Origin of the sequence: Chitinophaga terrae (ex Kim and Jung 2007) (genome assembly GCF_900107795.1) — a bacterium.
GTDB lineage: Bacteria > Bacteroidota > Bacteroidia > Chitinophagales > Chitinophagaceae > Chitinophaga > Chitinophaga terrae.
The window spans coordinates 56,421-78,548 of record NZ_FNRL01000028.1 but is presented as its reverse complement, the minus strand read 5'-3'; the positions used below and the strand labels follow the sequence as shown (position 1 = coordinate 78,548).

Sequence of the window (22,128 nt, the reverse complement as noted above, 5' to 3'; positions counted from 1 at the left end):
GGAGGTCAATGGGCCAGTTAATTCGGTTTTATTTGCCAATTATTTCGGAGGTCACTGGGCCAAAAAATCTCCTGAATTTCGGAGGTCGTTGGGCCATTCTTATTTAGAAAACGGAGGTCACTGGGCCACTTTCCATTAAACTGCTTAAGTTGCTGTTGTATAAACATATCACAACAGCATGGCAGGACAACGGAAAGACAAAATGGAACTTAGAACACTGATCCTTCTAAAGAAAAAAGGACTTAGTAACCGTAAGGTTGCCCAGATAATGAACATCAACCGCAAAACGGTGGATAGCTATATTAGGCGGTTTAAGGTGCTGGAATTGGATCATGCTGAACTTCTAGCTATGGATGATGCCAAGCTTCACGATCTTTTTACCGAAGATGACCAAACCGAAAAGATACGATATGAACACCTGTCATCTCAGTTCAGCAAGATACAGCATGAGCTCAAGCGACCCGGAGCTACCTTGCAGACGATATGGCAAAACTACCTTCTTGAACATCCTGACGGCTATCGCTATACCCAGTTTACCACCCATTACAGAAAATGGAGAGGCAAGGTCAAAGCTTCGGGAAAACTTGAGCATAAAGCAGGCGAAAAACTTTTCGTAGACTTTACAGGCAAAAAAATGGCCTATGTGGACAGGATTACTGGAGAGGTTATTCCTGTTGAAATCTTCGTTGCCGTCTATCCCTGCAGTCAATATACGTTTGTAAAAGCCGTTGCCAGCCAAAAACGTGAAGACTTTATCGATTGCCTTGACAGCTGTCTCAGGTGGTCTGGTGGCGTACCGCAAGCTATTGTATCTGACAACCTTAAATCAGCCGTTAGTAAAGGCTCCAAATATGCTCCAGAAATCAACAAAACACTTGCAGACTTTGCACTCTTCCATAGTTGTGTAGTAGATCCTGCCCGTCCATATCACCCACAGGATAAAGCTCTTGTAGAACGTAGCGTAACATTGGTCTACCAGCGTATTTTTTACCCACTGGACAAGCAGACCTTCTTTAGTCTGAAAGAACTTAATGTAGCTATAGCAGAACAGCTGGTGTTATATAATGATTATTTGTTCTCGCATGGAGGCTCTACCAGGAGGAGCCAATTCATTGATCTGGAAAAAGAGCACCTAAGCCCACTACCTGTATCAACCTATAACTTGCGGTACTTTAGACGAGCAAAAGTGCAGAAGATATCACATGTATATCTGAGTCCTGATCGAAACTACTATAGTGTACCTCACCGTTATATCGGCCATCATGTAGAAGTCCAATATAACAAGGACACCGTGGAGGTCTTTTATAACTTTCAGCGTATAGCCAAGCATCAGCGAAGCTTTCGACCTGGGAACTATACCACCATCGGAGATCATATGCCTTCTTCACATCAGGCCTATAACGACTGGAGCCCGATGTATTTTGAACAACGTGCCGCAGTTGTTGGACCATATGCTCAGCAATATATCCGCCAACTAATTGCGCAGTACAGCTATCCTGAACTAGGGTATAAACAGGCACAGGGAATACTTGCTTTTGTGAAAACCCATAGCGCTTCCCGCGTTGAAAACGCATGCAAAAGAGGTCTTTCGCATCATAAATCATCTTACCAGACGATAGCTAATATCCTTAAAAATAAACTTGATACCCTGGAAGAGGAAGTACAACAGGCCTTTCATATCCCTATGCATGAGAACCTACGGGATGCCTCGATCTACAGATAGCATACAACATTAAAAAATGATAATATGAATGAGAACACAACAATCGAAAAAATGCGCAAGATGCGTATGATGATCATGGCTGAGCTTTATCGGAGTAGTCTGAGTGATAATCTTTACCGTGAAATGAGTCTGGATGACTTCATGGCAACCATCATCGATGCAGAATGGGAGGCCAGACAGAATAAGAATATTGATAATCTTATCTACAAGGCTTCATTCAAGGAAAAGGCTGCAGCCACTGATATTGATTACACCCCTTCCAGAGGCCTTGATAGAAATATGTTTGAAAGACTCCTTTCACTGGGCTTCATAAACCGTAGGGAAAACATAATCCTAACAGGTCCTGCTGGTTGTGGCAAAAGCTTCCTTGCGCAATGTATCGGAGTAAAAGCTTGTCAGATGCTATATAAGACGCTCTATCTTAACACAGGTAGGTTCTTTGATATGGTAAAAATAGCTAGGCTGGATGGTACTTACCACAAGTTGCTTAAAAGGATTGAAAGAGCGGAATTACTTATCCTTGATGACTTTGGCTTAACTTCAATAGATCAACAGGCAAGAACGGCACTTCTGGATATCATAGAAGATCGCTACAACAGCGCATCTCTGATAATAGCTACGCAGATACCGGTGGAAAAATGGCATGGACTAATTGGTGAAAGTACTATCGCAGATGCCATTCTTGACAGGGTTACATTCTCCTCACATAGAGTGGAGTTAACGGGCGAATCCTATAGAAGAAAAAAGAAATTGGAATCTTAAATGAATTGTATATAATTGTAATCGGAAAGTGGCCCAATGACTAGCGAAATAATTGGCCCAATGACGCCGAAATCACTGGCCCAATATCACCGAAATAGACAGCTATATGTATACTATCAGCAACTTTACCATTCCCATTGTAAAAGATGTCACCTGTTATTTTGGATGCGTGAATATAGAGATTCGCGATTTCCTCCTCAATATGAATGTTAAAATCTGACAATGTTCCACCAGAGATAGACAGTTTATCAGCTTTTTGTATGCCTAAATGACTTGTAGCAAATTCGCCTTTACTTATTGAAAGTGTTTTAATAGTCAGGTATTTAGTATTAAATCCTCCATTAAACTTAGTGGTTCCAGTAGTGAAAATTTCACCTTCAATAATACAGGAATGTAATTGGAAACCTTTTTCAAAAACAGCACTCTGAAATTCAATTCCCTTTGCAAAGTAGCAATGATAAAAGATTACTTCTTCAACATATTTTCCATTAAAATGCAAATTAGTATTAAGATCAAATATGTGTTTTTCGAGAATTAGGGGACCATTGCCTTTAGATGTTAGGCGCATATTGGGCTTAATCTCCTTATCCCAATCTTTGATGATCTTATAATCCTTTAATTGTTCAATAGTGTAGAAATTTTGGTATCCCATAGGCAGTACTACTTGTAAAGTGATTTTTATTTGTTTTAAGTATACTGGATATTTATTGTTATCCAATATACTTAAAACTTTGATTTACAATTATAGCCTCGTAATCAAACCTATCAAGATAAGAATGACAATCCCTGCTAAAATCTGGCTTCCTGTATTCTGTTTTGGATCAGGTAGTAGAACAAAGAATAATGCTCCTAAGCCCCAACAGATGAGTAATAGTAAAGGAATGCTCAAAATAATACTAACTATCTCCATTAACCACCTTCTTTAAATTACCACCAGATAACTTCTCCTTCAACTGCTGCATATCCTGGCTAATCTTAGTATCCACCACCTTAGCATATATCTGCGTTGTTTTAAGGTTAGTATGCCCCAGCATTGCACTCACACTTTCAATAGGTACTCCATTACTCAAAGTGATTGTAGTGGCAAAAGTTCTTCTGCCCACATGGGTGGTGATTTTCTTTGAGATGCCACACAATTCAACAATCTCCACTAAATAAGCATTCATTTTCTGGTTTGTCATTACTGGCAGAATAGGAGCATTATCCTGTTTTCCTTGCCAGTTGTACTTTTCCAAAATATCAATTGCTTGTGGAAGTAGGGGAATAGGTGACCTCTGATTTGTCTTAGTTCTTCTTTTAATAATCCACCTGTTACCATCAATGCCAATTTGAATATCAGCTTGGGTAAGTTCTTTCATATCTGTATAGGCAAGCCCTGTATAACATTGGAATACGAACAAATCCCTGACTACTGCCAATCTGGGAATTTTAAATTCCTTTGCCATCAATGTTGCCAATTCCTCTTTGGTAAGAATCCCTTTATCACCCTCTTTATATGGAGTTTTGTACTTAGTGAAAGGATTAGTTTCTAGCCACTCATATTGGATACCATGATTAATAATGGCTTTCACATTCTTGCAGTGCTTTACCACTGTGTTATGGTTATTCTTGCAGACAGCCTTTAAATAAAGGTCAAAGCTGGCTATAAATTCCAGTTTAAGATCTGACAGGTTAATATCCTTTTTCTTATATTGATAGGGGATAAATTCTTCCAGCCTCTTTTTAGTGACCATATACTTTCTATAAGTAGAAATGGCTGTATCAGTACCAATCTTACTTTTGAATATTGAAATATGGAAGTCCATAAGTTCAAGAAATGTCCTGCTGGCCTCTATTTCCTGTATGCCCAACAATCTGTTTTTCATGATTTCAGCAGTGATCTCTTTTTGTTCCAGTAATAGATCATTATAGATTCTTTTGAACTCAATCTTCTTGGTACTGATATATGTATTAATTAATTGGGCATTGGCATTTCCTGCTACAACCTTTGCTGTATTGCCATTCCAGTGTTTAGGGTCTATAGAAAGTCCTGTTGAAAATTCAACTCTTTGACTATTGGCAATGATCCTTGCATAAATAGGAGCAAGGTTTTTCTTGTTTTTGTTCTTCAATCTGGCAAAGAACAAAATCTCCACCTTATTACTCATAATTGGGTAATTTTAGAAATGTGTAGAAATATGTAATTATTTGATAGAGAAGTGGTTGGCATAGGAAAAAGTCACACCTGCTTTTTGCAGATGCTCCACCTGTTTTTACACCTGAGAGGCAGAAAAATGAGTAGTGCTAAAATGAAAAATGCCCTACCAGCTTGGATACTGATAAGGCATTTTTGTTTTAAGTGGTCCCACCAGGGCATGATCCTGGGACCCCCTGATTATGAGTCAGGTGCTCTAACCAACTGAGCTATAGGACCTGTTCCGAAGAACTAATTTCCCTTTTTCAAGGGAGTGCAAAACTAATTATTTTATTGAATTATCCTAAAAAAATTTTTAGCTCTTAATCTTCATATTATTTCTGCTTCTTCTCCAAAACAGTTACCCTGTCTAATATCTGCTGGTTCTGTGCTTTCAATTCCTCATTTTCTTTCTTCATCTCAATAAGATATAAAGTCAACTCTTCCACTTTCTGTAAAAGACGCTTATTCATATCTCCCAACTCAATTCCCTCGCTGTTCACTTCTTCCGCAGAAGGGATACCCTCCAATTTTCGATGTTCTTTTACATAGCGCTCAACGTCTGCCAGTTTGGGAAGGTCGTAAGAGGGGTCAAACACGAAATCTGCCCATCCGGAAACGTTCACTTTTACTTTCCTTGCCCCGATCGACCCTTCTACAGCCAGTTTATGTACTCCTGTGCTGTTAGTCCCAATACCAAGAGCGCCGTTAGGGGTAAGCGTCATTACTTCGGTAAAAGTATTAAGGTCGTAATAAGGCGAAGGGTTATTAAACGTTCGCTGATAAAAATGCAGCCCGCTGCCGGCATCATCTCCTTTTATCACCAGCCCCGCGCCTGAATTATTCAAGGGAGTAAATACATTGCTGCCGTTAGACGAATACAGGAAAGCGTTAAAACCGATATACGGACTATTTCCATAGGTAGTATTTCCCATATTGGCATAGCCAATTCTGAAAACATTGTTAGCGCCAGGGTTAATGTTAATAGACCCATCCCTGACATCCAGCTTGGTTGTTGGCGAAGTAGTTCCAACGCCGATGAAACCATCATTTTTAATTACCATCCTGGGAGCGGGGGTGTTCCCTGTAACCATAACAATATCCTTATTCACAATTCCCGCTTGCAGAACAAGATTATCGTATGTATTAAAAGGATAGGTACCGGCTGATGTTCCGCTCCTGTAAATGGTTGGCTGGGTACCGTCAATCCCGGGCGTATAGGCGTTGGCGGTTCCCAGGAGCTTGATCCTTCCTCCAATATTCAATGCTTGTTCAGTGGCTGTCGCATCCGGCGCCATTCCTATCCAGATATTTTTTGTGGTATAATTGCCGTTCGGCTTGGAGGCCACTTCTTCAAGGGTTTGGCTAAACGCAGAATGGGTCCAGGTCAGAAAAGAGGCCGACAGTACTAATGTTTTTACCAGGTTAACTTTTGGCATCATAAGTAAAAAGGGATTTAAATAGTAATCGTACCTGAAGTTTATCAATTTTTCAAGTTTGTCAAAAAATAATTATCCACAGATAACTTTAATAAAAACACCGTTTCTTTGTCCCCGAATTTTACTCGCATGCAAGGCATTAAAAACATCATTTTCGACCTGGGAGGCGTTATCCTGAATATTAACTATCACGCAACCAGCGAAGCATTTACAAAACTCGGCGTTCACAATTTCAACGAATTATACAGCCAGTTTCATGGTTCCGACCTGTTCAACAACCTGGAAACAGGCCATGTGTCGGTAGAAGAATTCCTGGCTACTATGCATAAATATGTTCCGGAAGGGGTGACAGACGAACAGATCGTAGCTGCCTGGAATGCCATGCTGCTCGATTTCCCGCTGCAAAGACTGCAGCTGCTGCAGCAGCTCCGCCAGCACTATAACCTCTACCTGCTGAGCAATACCAACGCTATTCACCTCCAGGCCTTTAACAAGATCCTGGAAACCTCCAGGGGTATACCTTCCCTGGCTACGTTTTTCGATAAAGCCTATTATTCCCATCTAATGGGTCAGCGGAAACCGAATAAAGAAGCTTACCAGATGGTGATAGATGAAAATGGGCTGGTACCGGAAGAGACATTATTTATAGATGATACGCTGCCGAATATAGAAGGAGCCAAACAGGTGGGATTACAAACACTTTACTTGCAGCCGCCAAAAACAATATTGGAAGTTTTCAAACCTAAAGCATAAAAAAAGAAGACCGCTGGTCTTCTTTTTATTTTATTTCTTCAAAATCGATATACTCGCCCCGGTCTGTCGGTTTCTGCTGCTTGGGAGGATCTTTCGGAACCTGTCCATACGCTGCCTGTTGTTGCTCATACTGTTGCCTCATATGATCCTGCATATTATGCATCTGTCTGCGCACCTCCTTTGTTACCCTGTATCCTGGTATTATCAGATTGAATATCAGTTTATAGAGTAGCCAAGCTAAGAATATAGAAAACAAAAACTTAAACATGCCCACGAAGTTAGCAGATAAATCTTTTCCGGGCCGGGAAAAGCCTGCTTTTTTAAGTTTTTTTTAACTTTAAAGCTCAGGTTGCTGCATTCATATACGCTACCAGTAGGGCCGGGACAGGAAACATTGTAAATACTCCTAATGCAAGAGTTTGCTGTTATGTCATATGGCACAAAACCGCTATGCCAAATACGCTTGAAAATCAGTTTCCCGGGATGCAGGTAACTGGGCTCAGATATTTTTAAATCGTATATGAACATTCGGAAAGCCTCTTCTACATTAATTTTCAGCTAATTCAAAGAAATAGTTTTTCAATCAAAATAAAATCCTAATTTTGCATAAGGAAAAATGATACTAACGAAGGGGACGAGAGATTGTCCCCTTCGCGTTTTTTGTATGGCAAACGAACAAGTGATAAAAACTATCCGGGAATTGGCAGAGGGACTGCTGATAGAACATCCCGACAATTTTTTGGTAGAAATCAAAATTAAGCCCACTAACAATATTAAGCTCTTTCTGGACGGTGATAAGGGCGTACCGGTGGCTACACTGGTCAACTTTAACCGGCAATTGTACCCGTTACTGGAAGCTGCTAATCTCTTTCCGGATAACGACTTCTCCCTGGAAGTTTCTTCTCCGGGGCTTGACGAACCACTCAAATTGCACAGACAATACCTTAAAAATATTGGACGAAAAGTGGAAGTTACCCTGCTGGACGGCGCAGTGAAGGAAGGTATATTGCAGTCTGTTACCGAAGAAGGTATCAATATTGAGGAAACGGTGGGTAAAAAGAAAGAAAAAAAATCTACTGATCTAAATTTTAATGAAATCAAGCATACGAAAGTGTGCATCGTGTTTTAAAATATAACAAATAAACATGGCTAGTATTAACTTAATTGAGTCATTTACCGAGTTCAAGGAGGCGGAAAACATTGACCGGCCTACATTGATGAAGGTTTTGGAAGATGTGTTCAAAACGCTGCTGAGGAAAAAATATGGCTCAGATGAGAATTTTGACGTGATTGTAAATACCGAAAAAGGTGACCTGGAAATATTACGCCGTCGAACCATCGTTAATGATGGGGAAGTAGAAGATGAAAACGCCCAGATCGCGTATTCCGAAGCTATTTTAGTAGAACCGGATTACCAGGTTGGGGAAGATCTATATGAAGAAGTAGAAATCATGGACTTCGGCCGCAGGGCCATCCTCGCAGCCAAACAAACCCTTTCCGCAAGGATCGGAGACCTGAAAAAAAACATCCTGGTGAAGAAATACGCCGATAAAGCAGGCGAAATTGTAACCGGGGAAGTTTACCAGGTTTGGAAAAAAGAAGTTTTATTGCTTGATGATGAAGGGAATGAATTAATTTTGCCTAAATCTGAACAGATTCCTACAGACTATTTCAAAAAAGGGGAGAACGTAAGAGCCGTGGTGAAGAAAGTTGAAATGAAAAACAACGCGCCACTTATCATTCTCTCCCGTACACATCCATCCTTCCTTGCTAAATTGCTGGAAATTGAGGTGCCAGAGATCTTTGATGGGCTGATTGTCATCAAAAAAATCGTTCGCGAACCAGGAGAAAGAGCAAAAGTTGCTGTTGAATCATACGACGACCGTATTGATCCGGTAGGAGCTTGCGTTGGTATGAAAGGAAGCCGTATCCATGGCATCGTTCGTGAACTGAGAAATGAAAATATTGATATCATCAACTATACCACTAACATCCAGTTACTGATCCAACGCTCTCTCACACCTGCCAGGATCAGCAGAATGGAAGTGGATAATGACAACAAATACGCCTCCGTTTACCTCAACCCTGACCAGGTATCACTGGCCATCGGTAAAAAAGGCGTAAACATCAAATTAGCCTGCGAACTGACCGGTTACGAAATAGACGTATTCCGCGATGAGGCACAGGAACAGTCAGAATTTGATATCGATCTCGAAGAATTCTCAGATGAAATCGAAGAATGGATAATAGACGAACTGAAGCGAATAGGTTGTGACACTGCCCGCAGCGTATTAGAGCTGACTGTTGAAGAACTGGTACGCCGTTCTGACCTGGAAGAAGAGACAGTGCAGGATGTAAGAAGAATATTACAAGAAGAGTTTGACAAAGAATAAAGCCGAGCCACAACCCTTCCCAGGTAAAGGCCTTATTAGAAAGGGAATTGATTTTTTCGAGTTATTGTTTAAACGTAAAAAAAACGTCCCGTTGGATACGGGAAACAGGGGAGGCCCGATATACGATATGCCTGAAACAACAAACAACACACCACGATTGCTGGCTGCAGCCAAGGAGTTCAATATTGGTAAGGAAACCCTGATCGATTTCCTTAGCAATAAAGGCTTTGATATGGGTGGATTCAGTTCCCCCAACGCCCGCCTTACTTCCGTAATGTACGCAGCTCTGCAGTCGGAATTCCAGCAAGACAAGGCTAATAAACGCAAAAGCGACCAAATAGCCCTGCCTAAAGGAAGCGTGTTAGAATCGATGAAGAAGAAAGAGAAAGAAAAAGAGGAAGCGGAAGCGGCGGCTAAAAAGACTACCAATAAAGACGAAAAAGAAGCTCCTGCCACTCCGGTCGCAGAAGCTCCTAAACAGGAAACTAAACCTGAACCAGTAAAGGAAAGCCCTAAACAGGAACCTCAGCCTCAGGCAAATGTTGCTCCGGCAACTCCGCCTCCTGCTAAGGAAAAAGCTGAACCGAAGCCAGAAACTCCCGTTGTTACAGCTCCCCCTGTTGCGGAAGTCCCTAAAGCACCGGTTACCCCTCCTCCAGCAGCAGAACCAGATGTGGTTAAAACTGAATCGCCGAAAATCAACGGCCCTAAAGTGATCACCACTATCGACCTGGATGCGCTCAACCGCAAAAAACCTGCTGCCAAAAAACCTGAACAGGAAGAAAAACCCGCTCCGGTTGCATCAAAACCAGCACAGGAAGAAAAACCTGCTGCCCCTGCAACCCCTGCCGCGGAAAAACAACCTGAACCTAAACCAGTTCAGCCACAACCTGTTCAGCAATCAGCCCCTCCCGCTCCTGCCAAAGAAGAAAAACCGGCAGAAACAGTGAGAACTGAAAAAGCAGCGCCAGCCCCTCAGGCTCAACCTGCTCCAGAAGCTAAAACAGATAAAACCGATACGACAGAAAAAACGGAAAAAGCCGCACCGGTTGAAGATAAACCTGTAGTTAAAAAAGTGGAAGAAGTATTACAAGAGGCCAAACCGGCTACCGCTAAAGAACCGGCGCACATTCCTGTTACACAAGTCGTGACGGCAGAAAATCGCAGCCAACAGGCTACCGCTGATACCACTGCTACGCCTCCTGCCCAACAAAACCAGGACGAAAGCAGCGCAGTTATCGAAAACATCCAGGCCGAAAAATTAACAGGCCCGAAAGTGATCGGTAAAATTGACCTGCCAGTACAGTCAGACAGGCGCGATAACAATAAAAATAACCGCGATGAAAAACGTAAACGTAAACGTATCATCGTAGAAAAGAAACCCGAACCTATTCAGCCTAAAGACTTTAAAGACGGCGACCGCAAAGATAGCGACAGAGCCCAGGGCAACCGTCCGCAACATGGCGACAACAGGGGAGGCAACCAACAACACGGTAACCGCCCGCATGGCGATAACCGCCAGCACGGTGGCAATCGTCCGCATGGAACCGGCCAACAAGGCGGACACCAGGGCGGCGGAAACTTCAACAGAGGCGGTCAACAAGGCCAGCAAGGTCAGGGTGGCGGAAACTTCAACAGAAGCGGAAACCAACAAGGTCAAGGCGGCAACCGTCAGGGCGGTCAAGGCGGCTTTAACAGGACCGGCGGCCATCAAGGAGGTCACCAGGGCCAACATGGAAATAACCGTGGCGGCGGTACCTTCAACAGAGGCAACAACAGAGGCCCTAACCGTAACGAAGACAAACGCACCGTTGAAGAAAAAGAAATCGATAAGAACGAGATCCAGAATAAGATCAAGGAAACCATGGCGAAACTCAGCGGTAACACTCGCGGCAAAAACGTGAAAGCCAAACACCGCAGAGAAAAACGCGAGGAAAGAGAAAACCAGAAATTAAGAGAAGGAGAAGATAACAACAAACTCCAGGTGACAGAATTCGTTTCTGTAAGCGAACTCGCCACCCTCATGGATGTTAGCTTCGCCGAAGTGATCTCTAAATGTATGGGCCTCGGTATCATGGTATCCATTAACCAACGTCTCGACGCCGAAGTAATTGAACTGGTAGCCGGAGAATTTGGCTATGAAGTGGAATTCATCGGACTGGAAGATTCTGAAGAAAGCGACGAGGAAGAAGAAGTAGACGCACCGGAAGACCTGGAACCACGGGCTCCGATCGTTACCATCATGGGACACGTAGACCACGGTAAAACTTCCTTGCTCGACTATATCCGCAACGCGAACGTGGTAGCCGGTGAAGCGGGTGGTATCACCCAGCACATCGGTGCTTACCAGGTAACTACTGCCAGCGGTAAAAAGATCACCTTCCTGGATACCCCAGGTCACGAAGCCTTTACAGCGATGCGTGCCCGCGGTGCGAAAGCAGCGGATATCGCCGTGATCGTAGTAGCAGCCGACGACGCCATCATGCCTCAGACACGTGAAGCCATCTCGCACTCACAAGCTGCAGGCTTGCCTATGGTGTTCGCTATCAACAAAATAGATAAAGAAGGCGCTAATCCTGAAAAGATCAAAGAACAACTGGCCGGCATGAACCTCCTGGTGGAAGACTGGGGCGGTAAATACCAAAGCCAGGAAATATCCGCAAAAAGCGGCTTAAACATCGACGTCCTGCTCGAAAAAATACTGCTGGAAGCCGAATTATTGGAACTGAAAGCTAATCCTAACCGCGAAGCCTCCGGTAGCATCGTTGAAGCAACACTGGATAAAGGACGTGGTTACGTAGCTTCCCTGCTGATACAAAACGGTACTCTCCACCAGGGCGATACCATCGTTTCCGGTTCATTCTACGGTAAGATCAAGGCCATGTTCAACGAACGCGGTCAGCGACTCGAAGAAGCAGGACCTTCATCTCCGGTACAGGTACTGGGTCTGAACGGTGCGCCGCAGGCTGGTGAGAAATTCAAAATGTATGAAGACGAATCCGAAGCTAAAGAAGTGGCTAACCGCCGTGCCCAGATCGTTCGTGAACAAGGTATCCGTACCAAGAAACACATCACGCTCGACGAGATCGGACGCCGCCTGGCTCTTGGAAACTTCAAACAACTGAACCTCATCATCAAAGCCGACTTCGACGGTTCCGTAGAAGCGCTGAGCGACTCCCTGCAGAAACTTTCTACAGAAGAGATCGTGATCAGCATCGTTCACAAAGCAGTAGGTCAGATCACCGAATCAGACGTATTGCTGGCAACAGCTTCCGACGCGATCATCCTCGGATTCCAGGTTCGTCCTTCTTCCCAGGCAGCTAAACTGGCTGAAAAAGAAAACATCGAGATCCGTACCTACTCCATCATCTACGACGCGATCGAAGAGATCAAGAGCGCGATGGAAGGTATGCTTGAACCGAAGATCGAGAAGAAAGTGGTTTGTAACGTTATCGTTCGCGAAACCTATAAGTTCGAAAAAGTTACCGTTGCCGGTTGCTTCGTAACTGATGGTAAACTCACCAGGAACACCCGTATCAACGTGGTACGTGACGGTATCGTGGTATTCACCGGAGAGCTCGCTTCACTGAAACGCTACAAAGACGACGTGAAAGAAGTTGCAGCCAATATGGAGTGCGGTTTGAGTATCCGCGGATACAGCGATCTTCGCCCGAACGATCATATCGAAGGTTTCGAAGAAGTTGAAGTGAAAAGAACACTCTAAAATGTTTAATAAATAATCTGATTTCCCTGGTTAGCGAAGATATAGTGGCCAACAACCACATTTATCTTCGCTAATCTTTTTTAGAATCATGGTGGCAGAGGATTTCATCTAAACTTTTGTTAAATCCGTCGACTTCCTCTATGCTACTGCTCTTATAATGGTTATTTTTGGTTTTTACCGCTTATTTATGAAGAAACTTTTGGCAATATCCGCAAGCATTCTGCTTTTATGGCAAGGGGCTTCGGCTCAGCAGAAACTGGTGGCAGATAAGATTATCGGGGTGGTAGGTGATAAGATCATCCTGAAATCAGATATGGACGGGGCGCTGGCTGAACAAATACGCAACTCACCCGATGAGACCCTGCCTCCCAATGCAGCCTGCATGATGATGGAAATGCTGATTTCTCAGAAAGTAATGATCCTCCAGGCAGAAAGAGATAGTTTACCGGTTTCGGAAGGGGATGTGGAAGGACAGTTGGAAAACCAGATCCGCTATTATATCGATCACGTATACGGTTCCAAAGAAAAGATGAAGGAAATCACCGGCTACTCTGTTTACCAGATCCGCGAACGTTTCCGTACCCCGATCAAGGAAAGATTACTGGCGCAGGCAATGCGTAACAAGATCATTGAACCGGTTAAAGTGACTCCTTCTGAAGTTAAAAGAACTTTCGACGCTATCCCTAAAGACAGCCTGAAGTTCTATGAATCTGAACTGGAGATCGGTACCCTGGTGCTGCAGCCTAAGGCAACCAAAGAAATGGACCAATACGCCATTGACCGCCTCCTGGAATTTAAAAAACGCGTTCAGAGCAAAGAATCTGATTTCTCTTCCCTGGCTATGCTTTATTCTGAAGACCCTGGCGTAAAGGAGAACAAAGGAGTATATGTACTGAACAGGAACGATAAAAACACTTATGATCCGGATTTCGTGGCAGCATCCTTCCGTCTGAAAGAAGGGGAGATCTCCAACCCGATCAAAACGCAGTTCGGCTATCACCTGATCCAGATGCTGAAAAGAACAGGCGACAACGTAACGGTACAACATATCGTATTAAGAGCCGCCATCACAAAGTCTGACCTTACAGCTTATACCAAGAAGCTCGACTCTATCCGCCAGGTGATCCTGGACGGTAAAATGAACTTTACGGAAGCGGTAATGAAATACAGCGATGACCCGAACGCTAAGTTCACCGGTGGTATGATCCAGTCTCCAACCGGCGATGGCAGTACCCTGATCACCATTGACCAGCTGGATGATCCTTCACAGAGGGAGATTGTAATGATGCTCGATACCCTGAAACCTGGCCAGATCTCCGCTCCAACCCAGTTTACAGACGATAACGGTCGCCCGGCTATCAGGATCGTTTACCTTAAAACGAAAACCCAGCCGCACCGCGAAAACCTGACAGACGACTATTCAAGGATCCAGCAACGTACCCTGGAAGTGAAAAGGGCTGAAGCCATCAACAAATGGCTGATGGAAAAGATCCCTACTTTCTATGTACATGTAGACGATGAATACAAGAACTGCAACCACATTAACCAGTGGATGTCGTCGGTCGCCAAGCAATAAAAACTTATATAAAGAAATAATACTGAAAGGGTTGTCTTAACGGGCAGCCCTTTTTCTTTGCTATTGAGACGCCTGGAGGATGTTTCTTACCGGCCATCCCATTTTTAACATCTCCTTAATCCACTCTGCGCCCCACTTATCCACAACCCTGCATATCCTTTTTGCCAATCTCTTTATGGATTCTGGTTTTTAGCGTAACTTTGCGTCTTCAATTTTCTGCCATGAGTGATGCGATCAAACATGAATGCGGTCTGGCATTTATAAGATTAAGAAAACCGTTTTCCTACTACCAACAAAAATATGGGACTGTTTTTTATGGGCTGAACAAGTTGTACCTGCTCATGGAAAAACAACACAACAGGGGACAAGATGGTGCAGGCCTTGCCACTGTTAAACTTAACACCGAACCAGGTGTTCCATTCATGCACCGCATCCGGAGCGCAGCTCCACAAGCGATCGGCGATATTTTCGGAAAAGTTCGCGACGAAATCCAGGAAATAGAGAAATACCAACCGGAAATCACCAAATACCCAGGCCTCATGAAAGGGCATATCCGGTTCCTTGGCGAACTGCTGTTAGGCCATCTCCGCTACGCTACCCAGGGTAAGAACAACGCCGAACTTTGCCATCCTTTCGTTAGATACAATACCATCCCTTCCCGGAACCTGACCATGGCAGGTAACTTCAACCTGGTAAACGCCGAAGAGTTATTCAAATTCGTCAACGTTGAACCTGGAGAAGTACATAAGAACAGCGACCTGGCAGCAATGCTGGAAGTAGTTCACCACTTCATCTGCAAAGAAGACGGCGAAGAAGGTAAAGAACTGGATATTAAAAAGATCCTTCAGCAATCATTCTCGATGTTTGACGGCGGTTACCACGCCTGCGGCCTTATCGGCTCCGGCGATGCTTTCGTGATCCGCGATGCACACGGTATCCGTCCTTCCTATTATTATATTAACGACGATGTGATCGTTGCCGCCTCCGAAAGAGCCGCTATCCGCACCACTTTCAATGTTGGCGAGAACGAGGTACTGGAACTGATGCCGGGAAACGCATTGATCGTTAAAAATAACGGCGAATATGCCATCGAACAGATTCTCCAACCGAAAGAACGCAAAGCCTGCAGCTTCGAAAGGATCTATTTCTCCAGGGGGAACGATGAAAAGATATATAAAGAACGTACAGCGCTCGGCCGCAACCTTTCCGGTACAGTACTGAAAGCGATCGATAACGACTTGCGCAATACCATCTTCTCATTTATCCCTAATACTGCCGAAGTAGCCTTCTATGGCTTATTGAAAGGCCTGGAAGACTATCTTAACAAGATCAAGGTTGAACGTATCCAGTCATGGGGTAAGGATTTCGATGAAGAGAAACTGACAGAAATGATCAATCGTCGTATCCGTATCGACAAGATCGCGATCAAAGACGTAAAGATGAGAACCTTTATTACGGAAGATTCCAGCCGTAACGAAATGGTTCAACACGTGTACGATATCACTTACGGAACCGTACGCCCGGGGGTAGATTCTCTCGTGGTGATCGACGACTCTATCGTTAGAGGTACTACGCTGAAAGAAAGTATTATCAAAATGCTGGACAGGCTGGGACCAAAGAAGATCATCATCGTTTCTTCAGCGCCTCAGATAAGGTACCCCGACTGCTATGGTATCGATATGAGTAAAATGGGCGACTTCGTTGCTTTCCAGGCAGCCATTGCCCTCCTGAAAGATCATGGTAAAGAACATATCCTCCAGGAAGCATACGGCTTGTGCAAAGAATTGCAACGCACCAACACCCTGCATGCTCAAAACGTTGTAAAAAATATCTACAAACCATTTACGCCGGAACAGATCTCCGCAAAAATTGCCGAGATCCTGACGCCAAAAGGCATAGGCGCAGAAATCGAAGTGATTTACCAATCTATCGAAAGCCTGCACGAAGCCTGCCCTAATAACCTGGGCGACTGGTATTTTACCGGCGATTACCCGACTCCTGGCGGTAACCGTGTAGTAAATAAAGCGTTTATGAACTATATGGAAGGCAAGAACGAAAGAGGATATTAATAATAGAAAAAGCATTATAAAAAATCCCGGCGGTTAAATACTGCCGGGATTTTTTCATTATAAACATTTAAATAATTTATTATTTGTCGCTATTTTCCCATGTTAATTTTATCTTAAATAACGATGTCTGTTATACGCAAATAATACTAACAAATTAACTTCCTGTAAATTCAGTATTTTCGTTACGTTAACATTCGTTTTCATCCCATGAAAACATTATTACTTATCCGTCATGCTAAGTCGAGCTGGACAGACTCCGATATAGATGACTTTGACCGCCCTCTTAATAAACGTGGCAAACAAAACGCCCCGGAAATGGCTCAACGTCTTATCGGCCATGGCCTGGTTCCTGAATTGGTTATTTCAAGCCCCGCAAAAAGAGCCAGGAATACCGCCAAATTAATGGCAAACGAATGGAAGTATCCCAAACAGGCTATCTTGCTGGAAGATGAACTGTATCTCTGTTACGCCGCCACTTTCCTGAAAGTGATCACAAAAGTGGACGACGATTTCAATACAATAGCCATCTTCGCCCATAATCCGGGGATCACGGATTTCGCCAATTACCTGACAGACGAGATCAGGATAGACAATGTGCCTACTGCAGGCATTTTCGCTATCCAGGCGGAAACCGACAGCTGGAAAGACTTCGACATAGCTTCGAAGAAATTCCTCTTTTTCGATTACCCCAGGAATAATTAATCTTTCACAATCTTATTGTAAGATGCAGTGATCCCTTTAATGAGGGAAGAACTGAAACCCTGGTGCTCCATCTCGTTCAAACCGGCAATAGTGCACCCTTTAGGAGTGGTTACCTTGTCGATTTCCTCTTCCGGATGCCTGTTTTCCCTGATCAGCAATTCTGCAGCCCCTTTCACCGTTTGGGCAGCGATCAGGTTGGCCGTACGCACATCAAACCCGATTTCAATACCTCCCTGGATATTTGCCCTGATAAAACGGAGGGCAAAGGCAATACCGCATGCCCCTAATACTGTTGCTGCATCCATCAGCTTTTCATCTATGCTCACAGTAGCGCCCAGCTGATCGAACATGGTTTTTACATACTGTACCTGTTCTGCCGTTGCATGTTTATGCGAGATACAGGTAATGGATTCCTGGATGGCGATGGCTGTATTAGGCATCGCGCGAACTACCGCCATACCGGGTACCACGTTTTCCAGGTCTTCTATACTTACCCCTGTTACCACGCTGATCAGGATATGCCTCGAAGGATCGAAAGATGCACGGAACTCCTGCAATACTTCCCTGACATTATATGGTTTCAACGCCACCACAATAATTTCAGACTCGCGGATCGCTATATCATTATCGGTTTCTATACGAACGCCCGCATCGCGAAGCGCCGATAAAGTACTTACGTTACGTTTGGTAATGGTAATGTCGGATGGCTTGGAGAAGCCGCTCTTCAATAACCCCTGCGCAATGGCCGTTCCCAGGTTTCCACCGCCTATTATGGCAATTTTTTTGGCTGACATAAAATCGTATTTAATAAAACTTACGGAAGGTATAACAATTGATGCAGCATTGCAAACGTCTATTTATTAACTTGCAACTATGCAGTTAACAGTTATCGCTACTGCCTTCTACGCCAGGATTCGGGAAGCATTTCATATCGGGTTGGCCGATGAAAAGGTCAGGTATTATAAACAATTACTTGAAACTTTATTCCGCGAACTTACCAAAAAGGAAACCCGCTCGTTTGGTAACCTCTTTGCCCGGATGCAGTTTTTCTTCGATAAGGAAAACGCGCCCAGGGACCTGAAAAGCCAGGTCATGGTTGCGCGCACCCTAACTATGAAGGCTATACGTGGTATGCATATGTTTTCGGAAGAAGAACACCTGCAATGCCTGAAAGCCATCTCCAATCTAATAGAATGGTACTACCAGGCAGCGCCGCCGGAAGATCTGCTGTTCATCCATAACACACCGGGTCAGCTTTCCCTGAAAAAAGACAATACAGCCAAACAGGATATTCCCGTACTGAAAGGAATGATCAGGGCTGTTAATGGTACTGTGTTGCAATTGACAGATGAAGAGAATGAAGATTTCACCCTGCAGCTAGATGCCATGTTGCCGGCAACAGTCCTCAGCCTTCAAACCATGCTGCGTGCATACGATACTGTTAACATCTTCCACTGCAAACCGGGCAATCATGAACATGAGTATATAGCCACGCCCGAAAGCCAGTTAATACTGGAACCCGATCTGCTGATCGATATCAGCGACCTGGCCGAGTGTTTCACTCACCGGGGCTGCAACCGGTTGCTGTACCTCGTTAAAAAACTGCTGCCTCAAAACTCCGGGCCAGCGGCCTTCCGCGGTAACCTGGTCAATACCCTGCTCGACGATATGCTTCGCAAACAGGCTACAAACCTGAAACAGATGTTCATGGAAGCAGTTGCCGAAAACGTTATGCAGGCAGCTGCCTATGGGCGGGAAGAGCTGAATAAAATGTACCGCGATATCCAGACTGTTCACTGGAACAATCTCCAAAATGCAGTGAAAGAACTGGGAAACGGGAACGTAAGCATTGAACCTACCTTCTTTTCAGCCCAGTACGGGCTGCAGGGGCGACTCGATGTAATGACCCAGGATGAGACAGAGATCACCCGTAAAGAAATTTATGAATTAAAAAGCGGCAAAGCCCCGGATTTCAACACCTGGAAAAACCACGAAATGCAGGTAGTGGGTTATAACCTGCTCTTGCGCTCCACTTTCGGCCCCGGCAGAAAAGGCAGTTCCGCCATCCTTTACTCTGCTGCCGCTTCCAATCCTTTACGCAATGTGAGCAGTACTCATTTCCTGGAAAATGAACTTCTGACCTTGCGTAACGAGATCGTGGCTATGCTGCTCAGGTTGGCGGCGGGAGAAATGGAGATACTTAACGCCATCTGTCCAGAAAACGCAACCGGCGTGCCTCCTTTCAGCAGCCACCATTTCAGCGCATTTCAACAGGCTTATTCAACGGCGCCTCCCGAGTTCAAGGCCTATTACCAGCAATACCTGGCCTTCACCCTGCGGGAATTCCTGCAGGCAAAATGCGGGATGTTCTCGGCCGTTAACAGGGAAGAAGAAGCAGATGGATTTGCAGCACTGTGGCTGCAGGACGAAAAGGAGAAGCTGAAGAAATTCAATATTATCCCCGGGCTGCGGTTCAGGGAGTTTGACACCGTTAACAGCGTAGTACAGTTCGACCTGCTCATACCCGTGAACCATAATTTCAGGGTGAATGACACGGCCGTCATCTACCCGCGCACCAGCGCCGGTTTGCGGCCGCTGAAGCAACAACTTTTAAAAGGCAGGATAGAAGACCTGGGCAAACATCATCTTTCCTTCAGCCTTATCAACAGGCAAATGACGCTCGACTTCTTCCGGCAGTTCGACGAATGGGTGATAGAGCATGATATGTATGAATCCAACTACTGGTCGGCCGCTGCATCACTCTATTATATTATCGCGCCCCAGTATGCGGATAAAACCAGGCTGTTGCTTGGTTTGCGCGCGCCGGGCAGAACGCCGCTGACCTATCCGCCGCCGGCAATGTTCAACGATAACCAGGCTTTGATCGTAAAGCAGGCTTTGGAAGCAAACGACTACTTCCTGTTACAGGGACCACCGGGCACAGGCAAAACATCAACCTTACTTACTACTATTGTAAATGAAACAGTAAAACAAGGGCGTACAACCGTTATAGTTGCCTTCACCAACAAGGCGGTGGAAGAGATCTGCTCAAAGCTGGAAAGCCGCGCTATCAGGCATTTGCGTATAGGCAGCAAGAACACGGAAGCCGGCAGAATGTTGCAGCAGTACTGCCTGGGCGGATCGCTGGACGAAGCCAGGAATTTTATTGCCGGCCACAGGGTTTTTGTAGCCACAGTGGCTACTATGTCGTCGCGGCTGGAACAGTTGCTCATGATGGGAGTAGCTATGGATACGCTGATCGTGGATGAAGCGTCGCAACTGACAGAGCCGCAGGTATTGGGATTATTAATGCCTTTTAAGAAATTTATCCTGATAGGAGACCAGAACCAGTTACCTCCCGTGGTAGCCCAGGACGATAGCTTCTGCACCTGTAAACAAGAGCAGCTGACCGCGCTGGGGATACGGGATCTCCGGACTTCGTTGTTCGAACGGCTGATGCAGTGTTGTAAGAAGAATAACTGGAGAGAAGCCTGGGGAATGCTTAGTACCCATTTCCGGATGCATGAAACGATAGCTGCAATGGTGAACCACTATTATGCAGGGCAGCTGAATTCCGGAAGGCCGGAGCAGCAGTTGCCGTTTGAGCAGAACGCATCAACCGGCGAGGGCTGGGAAAGGATATTATCCGCCGGCCGGAAAATATTTATTAACAGTCCTTACGAATCCACTTCCAAGATGAATAAAACGGAAGCGCAATGGGTGGCTTCCCTGTTGCGGCATTTAAAGCAGAAGTATGGCCCGTCTTTGCCTAAAGACAGGGTGGGAGTCGTAACGCCGTGGCGTACACAGATCAGCCTGATCAGGGAATTACTGGCAGATGATGAGATGCTGCAATCAATAAATATTGATACAGTAGAACGGTTCCAGGGTTCAGAAAACGACATAATTATCGCTTCGCTGGCCGTGCATCACCCGGCCCAGCTGCAAACGCTGCAGTCGATCGGGTGGTTCGACTGGGAAGAAAAAGAGATCGAAGTCGACAGGAAACTGCTGGTAACCTTATCCAGGGCCCGGCAGCAGGTTATTTTATTGGGGCATGAACCTGTGCTGCAGTCGAGCGCTCATTACAGGAAGATACTGTCGGAAATGACTCAAAGCCGGCTATAAACGACTATGGCCATACCTTCGGTATGACCACAGTTCAGACAACATCATATATTGATCACTCCTGGTAAACCAGGCTTTAATCCAGAGTTACGTGTCCCCAGTTTTCCCCGCTTTTAATACGATACAGCTGCATTTCGCTGATATCGAATTGTTCGGCGATCTGTTTCATGGTTTTCTTACCTGGTTTGTTGAGCAGTCGTTTGATACTCTTCACTTTGGTAACATTCAGTTTCAGGCCTTTTAACCGGTTACGTTGTTTTTCTTTGTAAGCCAGTTTTGCAGGACTGTTTTGCTGATGTTCCTCCATTTCTTCCTTGGTTGCCCATTTCAGGTTGGAAGCCTTATTGTTCTTTTTGTCGTAATCCAGGTGGATAACGTATTTGTGAGCTCTACCGGGCTTTTTGTTAAAAAGCTTGGCAACCTCACGGTGCAGGTAGAGAGATTGGTAGCTGTCGGCCGGTTTTACGTTTAAAACCGTGTAGCCTTCCACGGTAGAACCCGTGAGCAGCTTACCATCTTCGATACTTTCATGATAACTGATCACCCGGCCCATATTTGAAACGGCGTATTTCTTACGCAAAGCAGATTTGTTTTTAATCTGTAAGTCTTTCCAGACTTCATTTCTCAGATTTTTAATTGTGGTCATGTGAAAGTAATTTATTATTTTATTACACTTTTGGGGTTAT

At 44.7% G+C, this 22,128-nt stretch carries 16 protein-coding genes and 1 tRNA gene; 10 read left to right on the top strand and 7 right to left on the bottom strand.

Translation table 11 applies throughout. The features are described from left to right. Positions 1 to 178 precede the first annotated feature (178 nt). Both istA and istB read left to right on the top strand, forming a co-directional pair. Positions 179 to 1,723: an IS21 family transposase gene (gene istA / locus BLV62_RS23160; protein WP_089764738.1), complete on the top strand. Its 1,545-nt coding sequence runs from the start codon at positions 179 to 181 to the stop codon at positions 1,721 to 1,723. 24 nt (positions 1,724 to 1,747) lie between these two features. Further along, positions 1,748 to 2,485, top strand: a complete 738-nt coding sequence (gene istB, locus BLV62_RS23155) for an IS21-like element helper ATPase IstB (RefSeq protein WP_089764737.1) — start codon at positions 1,748 to 1,750, stop codon at positions 2,483 to 2,485. Between the two features lie 40 nt (positions 2,486 to 2,525). On the opposite strand, the gene BLV62_RS23150 is transcribed toward istB, so the two are convergent. The 4 genes from BLV62_RS23150 to BLV62_RS23135 form a co-directional block, all read right to left on the bottom strand. Beyond that, the gene (locus tag BLV62_RS23150; protein ID WP_089764736.1) at positions 2,526 to 3,203 is read right to left on the bottom strand and encodes a hypothetical protein; all 678 of its coding nucleotides are present in this window, start codon (positions 3,201 to 3,203) and stop codon (positions 2,526 to 2,528) included. A gap of 178 nt (positions 3,204 to 3,381) precedes the next feature. Further along, on the bottom strand, positions 3,382 to 4,632 hold the full coding sequence (locus BLV62_RS23145) for a site-specific integrase (protein WP_089764735.1): 1,251 nt from the start codon (positions 4,630 to 4,632) through the stop codon (positions 3,382 to 3,384). A gap of 192 nt (positions 4,633 to 4,824) precedes the next feature. Then, positions 4,825 to 4,898, bottom strand: a tRNA-Ile gene (locus tag BLV62_RS23140). A 95-nt stretch (positions 4,899 to 4,993) separates the two neighbouring features. After that, a complete protein-coding gene (locus BLV62_RS23135; protein WP_089764734.1) occupies positions 4,994 to 6,100 on the bottom strand; it encodes a hypothetical protein in 1,107 nt (368 codons plus the stop codon). 126 nt (positions 6,101 to 6,226) lie between these two features. Here BLV62_RS23135 and BLV62_RS23130 point away from each other — a divergent pair, with 126 nt between their 5' ends. Continuing rightward, on the top strand, positions 6,227 to 6,850 hold the full coding sequence (locus BLV62_RS23130) for an HAD family hydrolase (protein WP_089764732.1): 624 nt from the start codon (positions 6,227 to 6,229) through the stop codon (positions 6,848 to 6,850). 25 nt (positions 6,851 to 6,875) lie between these two features. Here the strand turns inward: BLV62_RS23130 and BLV62_RS28730 are convergent, their stop codons facing one another. Next, positions 6,876 to 6,992, bottom strand: a complete 117-nt coding sequence (locus BLV62_RS28730; protein ID WP_168928049.1) for a DUF4834 family protein — start codon at positions 6,990 to 6,992, stop codon at positions 6,876 to 6,878. Between the two features lie 522 nt (positions 6,993 to 7,514). Between BLV62_RS28730 and BLV62_RS23120 the strand changes: the two genes are divergently transcribed. From BLV62_RS23120 to BLV62_RS23095, 6 genes are all read left to right on the top strand, one after another. Then, positions 7,515 to 7,979: a ribosome maturation factor RimP gene (locus BLV62_RS23120; protein WP_225889693.1), complete on the top strand. Its 465-nt coding sequence runs from the start codon at positions 7,515 to 7,517 to the stop codon at positions 7,977 to 7,979. A 16-nt stretch (positions 7,980 to 7,995) separates the two neighbouring features. Then, complete coding sequence (gene nusA, locus BLV62_RS23115; protein WP_089764728.1) at positions 7,996 to 9,243, top strand: transcription termination factor NusA; 1,248 nt, start codon at positions 7,996 to 7,998, stop codon at positions 9,241 to 9,243. 91 nt (positions 9,244 to 9,334) lie between these two features. Then, on the top strand, positions 9,335 to 12,967 hold the full coding sequence (gene infB / locus BLV62_RS23110) for a translation initiation factor IF-2 (RefSeq protein WP_225889692.1): 3,633 nt from the start codon (positions 9,335 to 9,337) through the stop codon (positions 12,965 to 12,967). A gap of 187 nt (positions 12,968 to 13,154) precedes the next feature. Then, a complete protein-coding gene (locus tag BLV62_RS23105) occupies positions 13,155 to 14,543 on the top strand; it encodes a peptidylprolyl isomerase (protein WP_168927970.1) in 1,389 nt (462 codons plus the stop codon). Positions 14,544 to 14,764: 221 nt separating this feature from the next. Then, positions 14,765 to 16,612, top strand: coding sequence for an amidophosphoribosyltransferase (locus BLV62_RS23100; RefSeq protein WP_089764725.1), 1,848 nt, complete (start codon positions 14,765 to 14,767; stop codon positions 16,610 to 16,612). Between the two features lie 207 nt (positions 16,613 to 16,819). After that, positions 16,820 to 17,314 carry a SixA phosphatase family protein gene (locus tag BLV62_RS23095; RefSeq protein WP_089764723.1) on the top strand — a complete coding sequence of 165 codons (495 nt, stop codon included), beginning with the start codon at positions 16,820 to 16,822 and terminating at the stop codon, positions 17,312 to 17,314. On the opposite strand, the gene proC is transcribed toward BLV62_RS23095, so the two are convergent. Continuing rightward, positions 17,311 to 18,108: a pyrroline-5-carboxylate reductase gene (gene proC / locus BLV62_RS23090; RefSeq protein WP_089764721.1), complete on the bottom strand. Its 798-nt coding sequence runs from the start codon at positions 18,106 to 18,108 to the stop codon at positions 17,311 to 17,313. The two genes, BLV62_RS23095 and proC, sit on opposite strands and share 4 nt — an antisense overlap. A gap of 79 nt (positions 18,109 to 18,187) precedes the next feature. On the opposite strand from proC, the gene BLV62_RS23085 reads away from it, so the two are divergent. Next, positions 18,188 to 21,442 (top strand): AAA domain-containing protein, encoded by a 3,255-nt coding sequence (locus BLV62_RS23085; protein WP_089764719.1) that lies wholly within the window; start codon positions 18,188 to 18,190, stop codon positions 21,440 to 21,442. A 76-nt stretch (positions 21,443 to 21,518) separates the two neighbouring features. Here the strand turns inward: BLV62_RS23085 and BLV62_RS23080 are convergent, their stop codons facing one another. After that, positions 21,519 to 22,088, bottom strand: coding sequence for an NUMOD4 domain-containing protein (locus tag BLV62_RS23080; protein WP_089764717.1), 570 nt, complete (start codon positions 22,086 to 22,088; stop codon positions 21,519 to 21,521). Positions 22,089 to 22,128 lie beyond the last annotated feature (40 nt).

Coding starts and splice junctions, on each gene's coding strand:
- BLV62_RS23105 (WP_168927970.1), top strand. CDS start 13,155: ATGAAGAAACTTTTGGCAATATCCGCAAGCATTCTGCTTTTATGGCAA.
- istA (WP_089764738.1), top strand. CDS start 179: ATGGCAGGACAACGGAAAGACAAAATGGAACTTAGAACACTGATCCTT.
- nusA (WP_089764728.1), top strand. CDS start 7,996: ATGGCTAGTATTAACTTAATTGAGTCATTTACCGAGTTCAAGGAGGCG.
- BLV62_RS23145 (WP_089764735.1), bottom strand. CDS start 4,632: ATGAGTAATAAGGTGGAGATTTTGTTCTTTGCCAGATTGAAGAACAAA.
- BLV62_RS23100 (WP_089764725.1), top strand. CDS start 14,765: ATGAGTGATGCGATCAAACATGAATGCGGTCTGGCATTTATAAGATTA.
- istB (WP_089764737.1), top strand. CDS start 1,748: ATGAATGAGAACACAACAATCGAAAAAATGCGCAAGATGCGTATGATG.
- BLV62_RS23095 (WP_089764723.1), top strand. CDS start 16,820: ATGAAAACATTATTACTTATCCGTCATGCTAAGTCGAGCTGGACAGAC.
- BLV62_RS23130 (WP_089764732.1), top strand. CDS start 6,227: ATGCAAGGCATTAAAAACATCATTTTCGACCTGGGAGGCGTTATCCTG.
- proC (WP_089764721.1), bottom strand. CDS start 18,108: ATGTCAGCCAAAAAAATTGCCATAATAGGCGGTGGAAACCTGGGAACG.
- BLV62_RS23085 (WP_089764719.1), top strand. CDS start 18,188: ATGCAGTTAACAGTTATCGCTACTGCCTTCTACGCCAGGATTCGGGAA.
- BLV62_RS23135 (WP_089764734.1), bottom strand. CDS start 6,100: ATGATGCCAAAAGTTAACCTGGTAAAAACATTAGTACTGTCGGCCTCT.
- BLV62_RS23080 (WP_089764717.1), bottom strand. CDS start 22,088: ATGACCACAATTAAAAATCTGAGAAATGAAGTCTGGAAAGACTTACAG.
- BLV62_RS28730 (WP_168928049.1), bottom strand. CDS start 6,992: ATGAGGCAACAGTATGAGCAACAACAGGCAGCGTATGGACAGGTTCCG.
- BLV62_RS23120 (WP_225889693.1), top strand. CDS start 7,515: ATGGCAAACGAACAAGTGATAAAAACTATCCGGGAATTGGCAGAGGGA.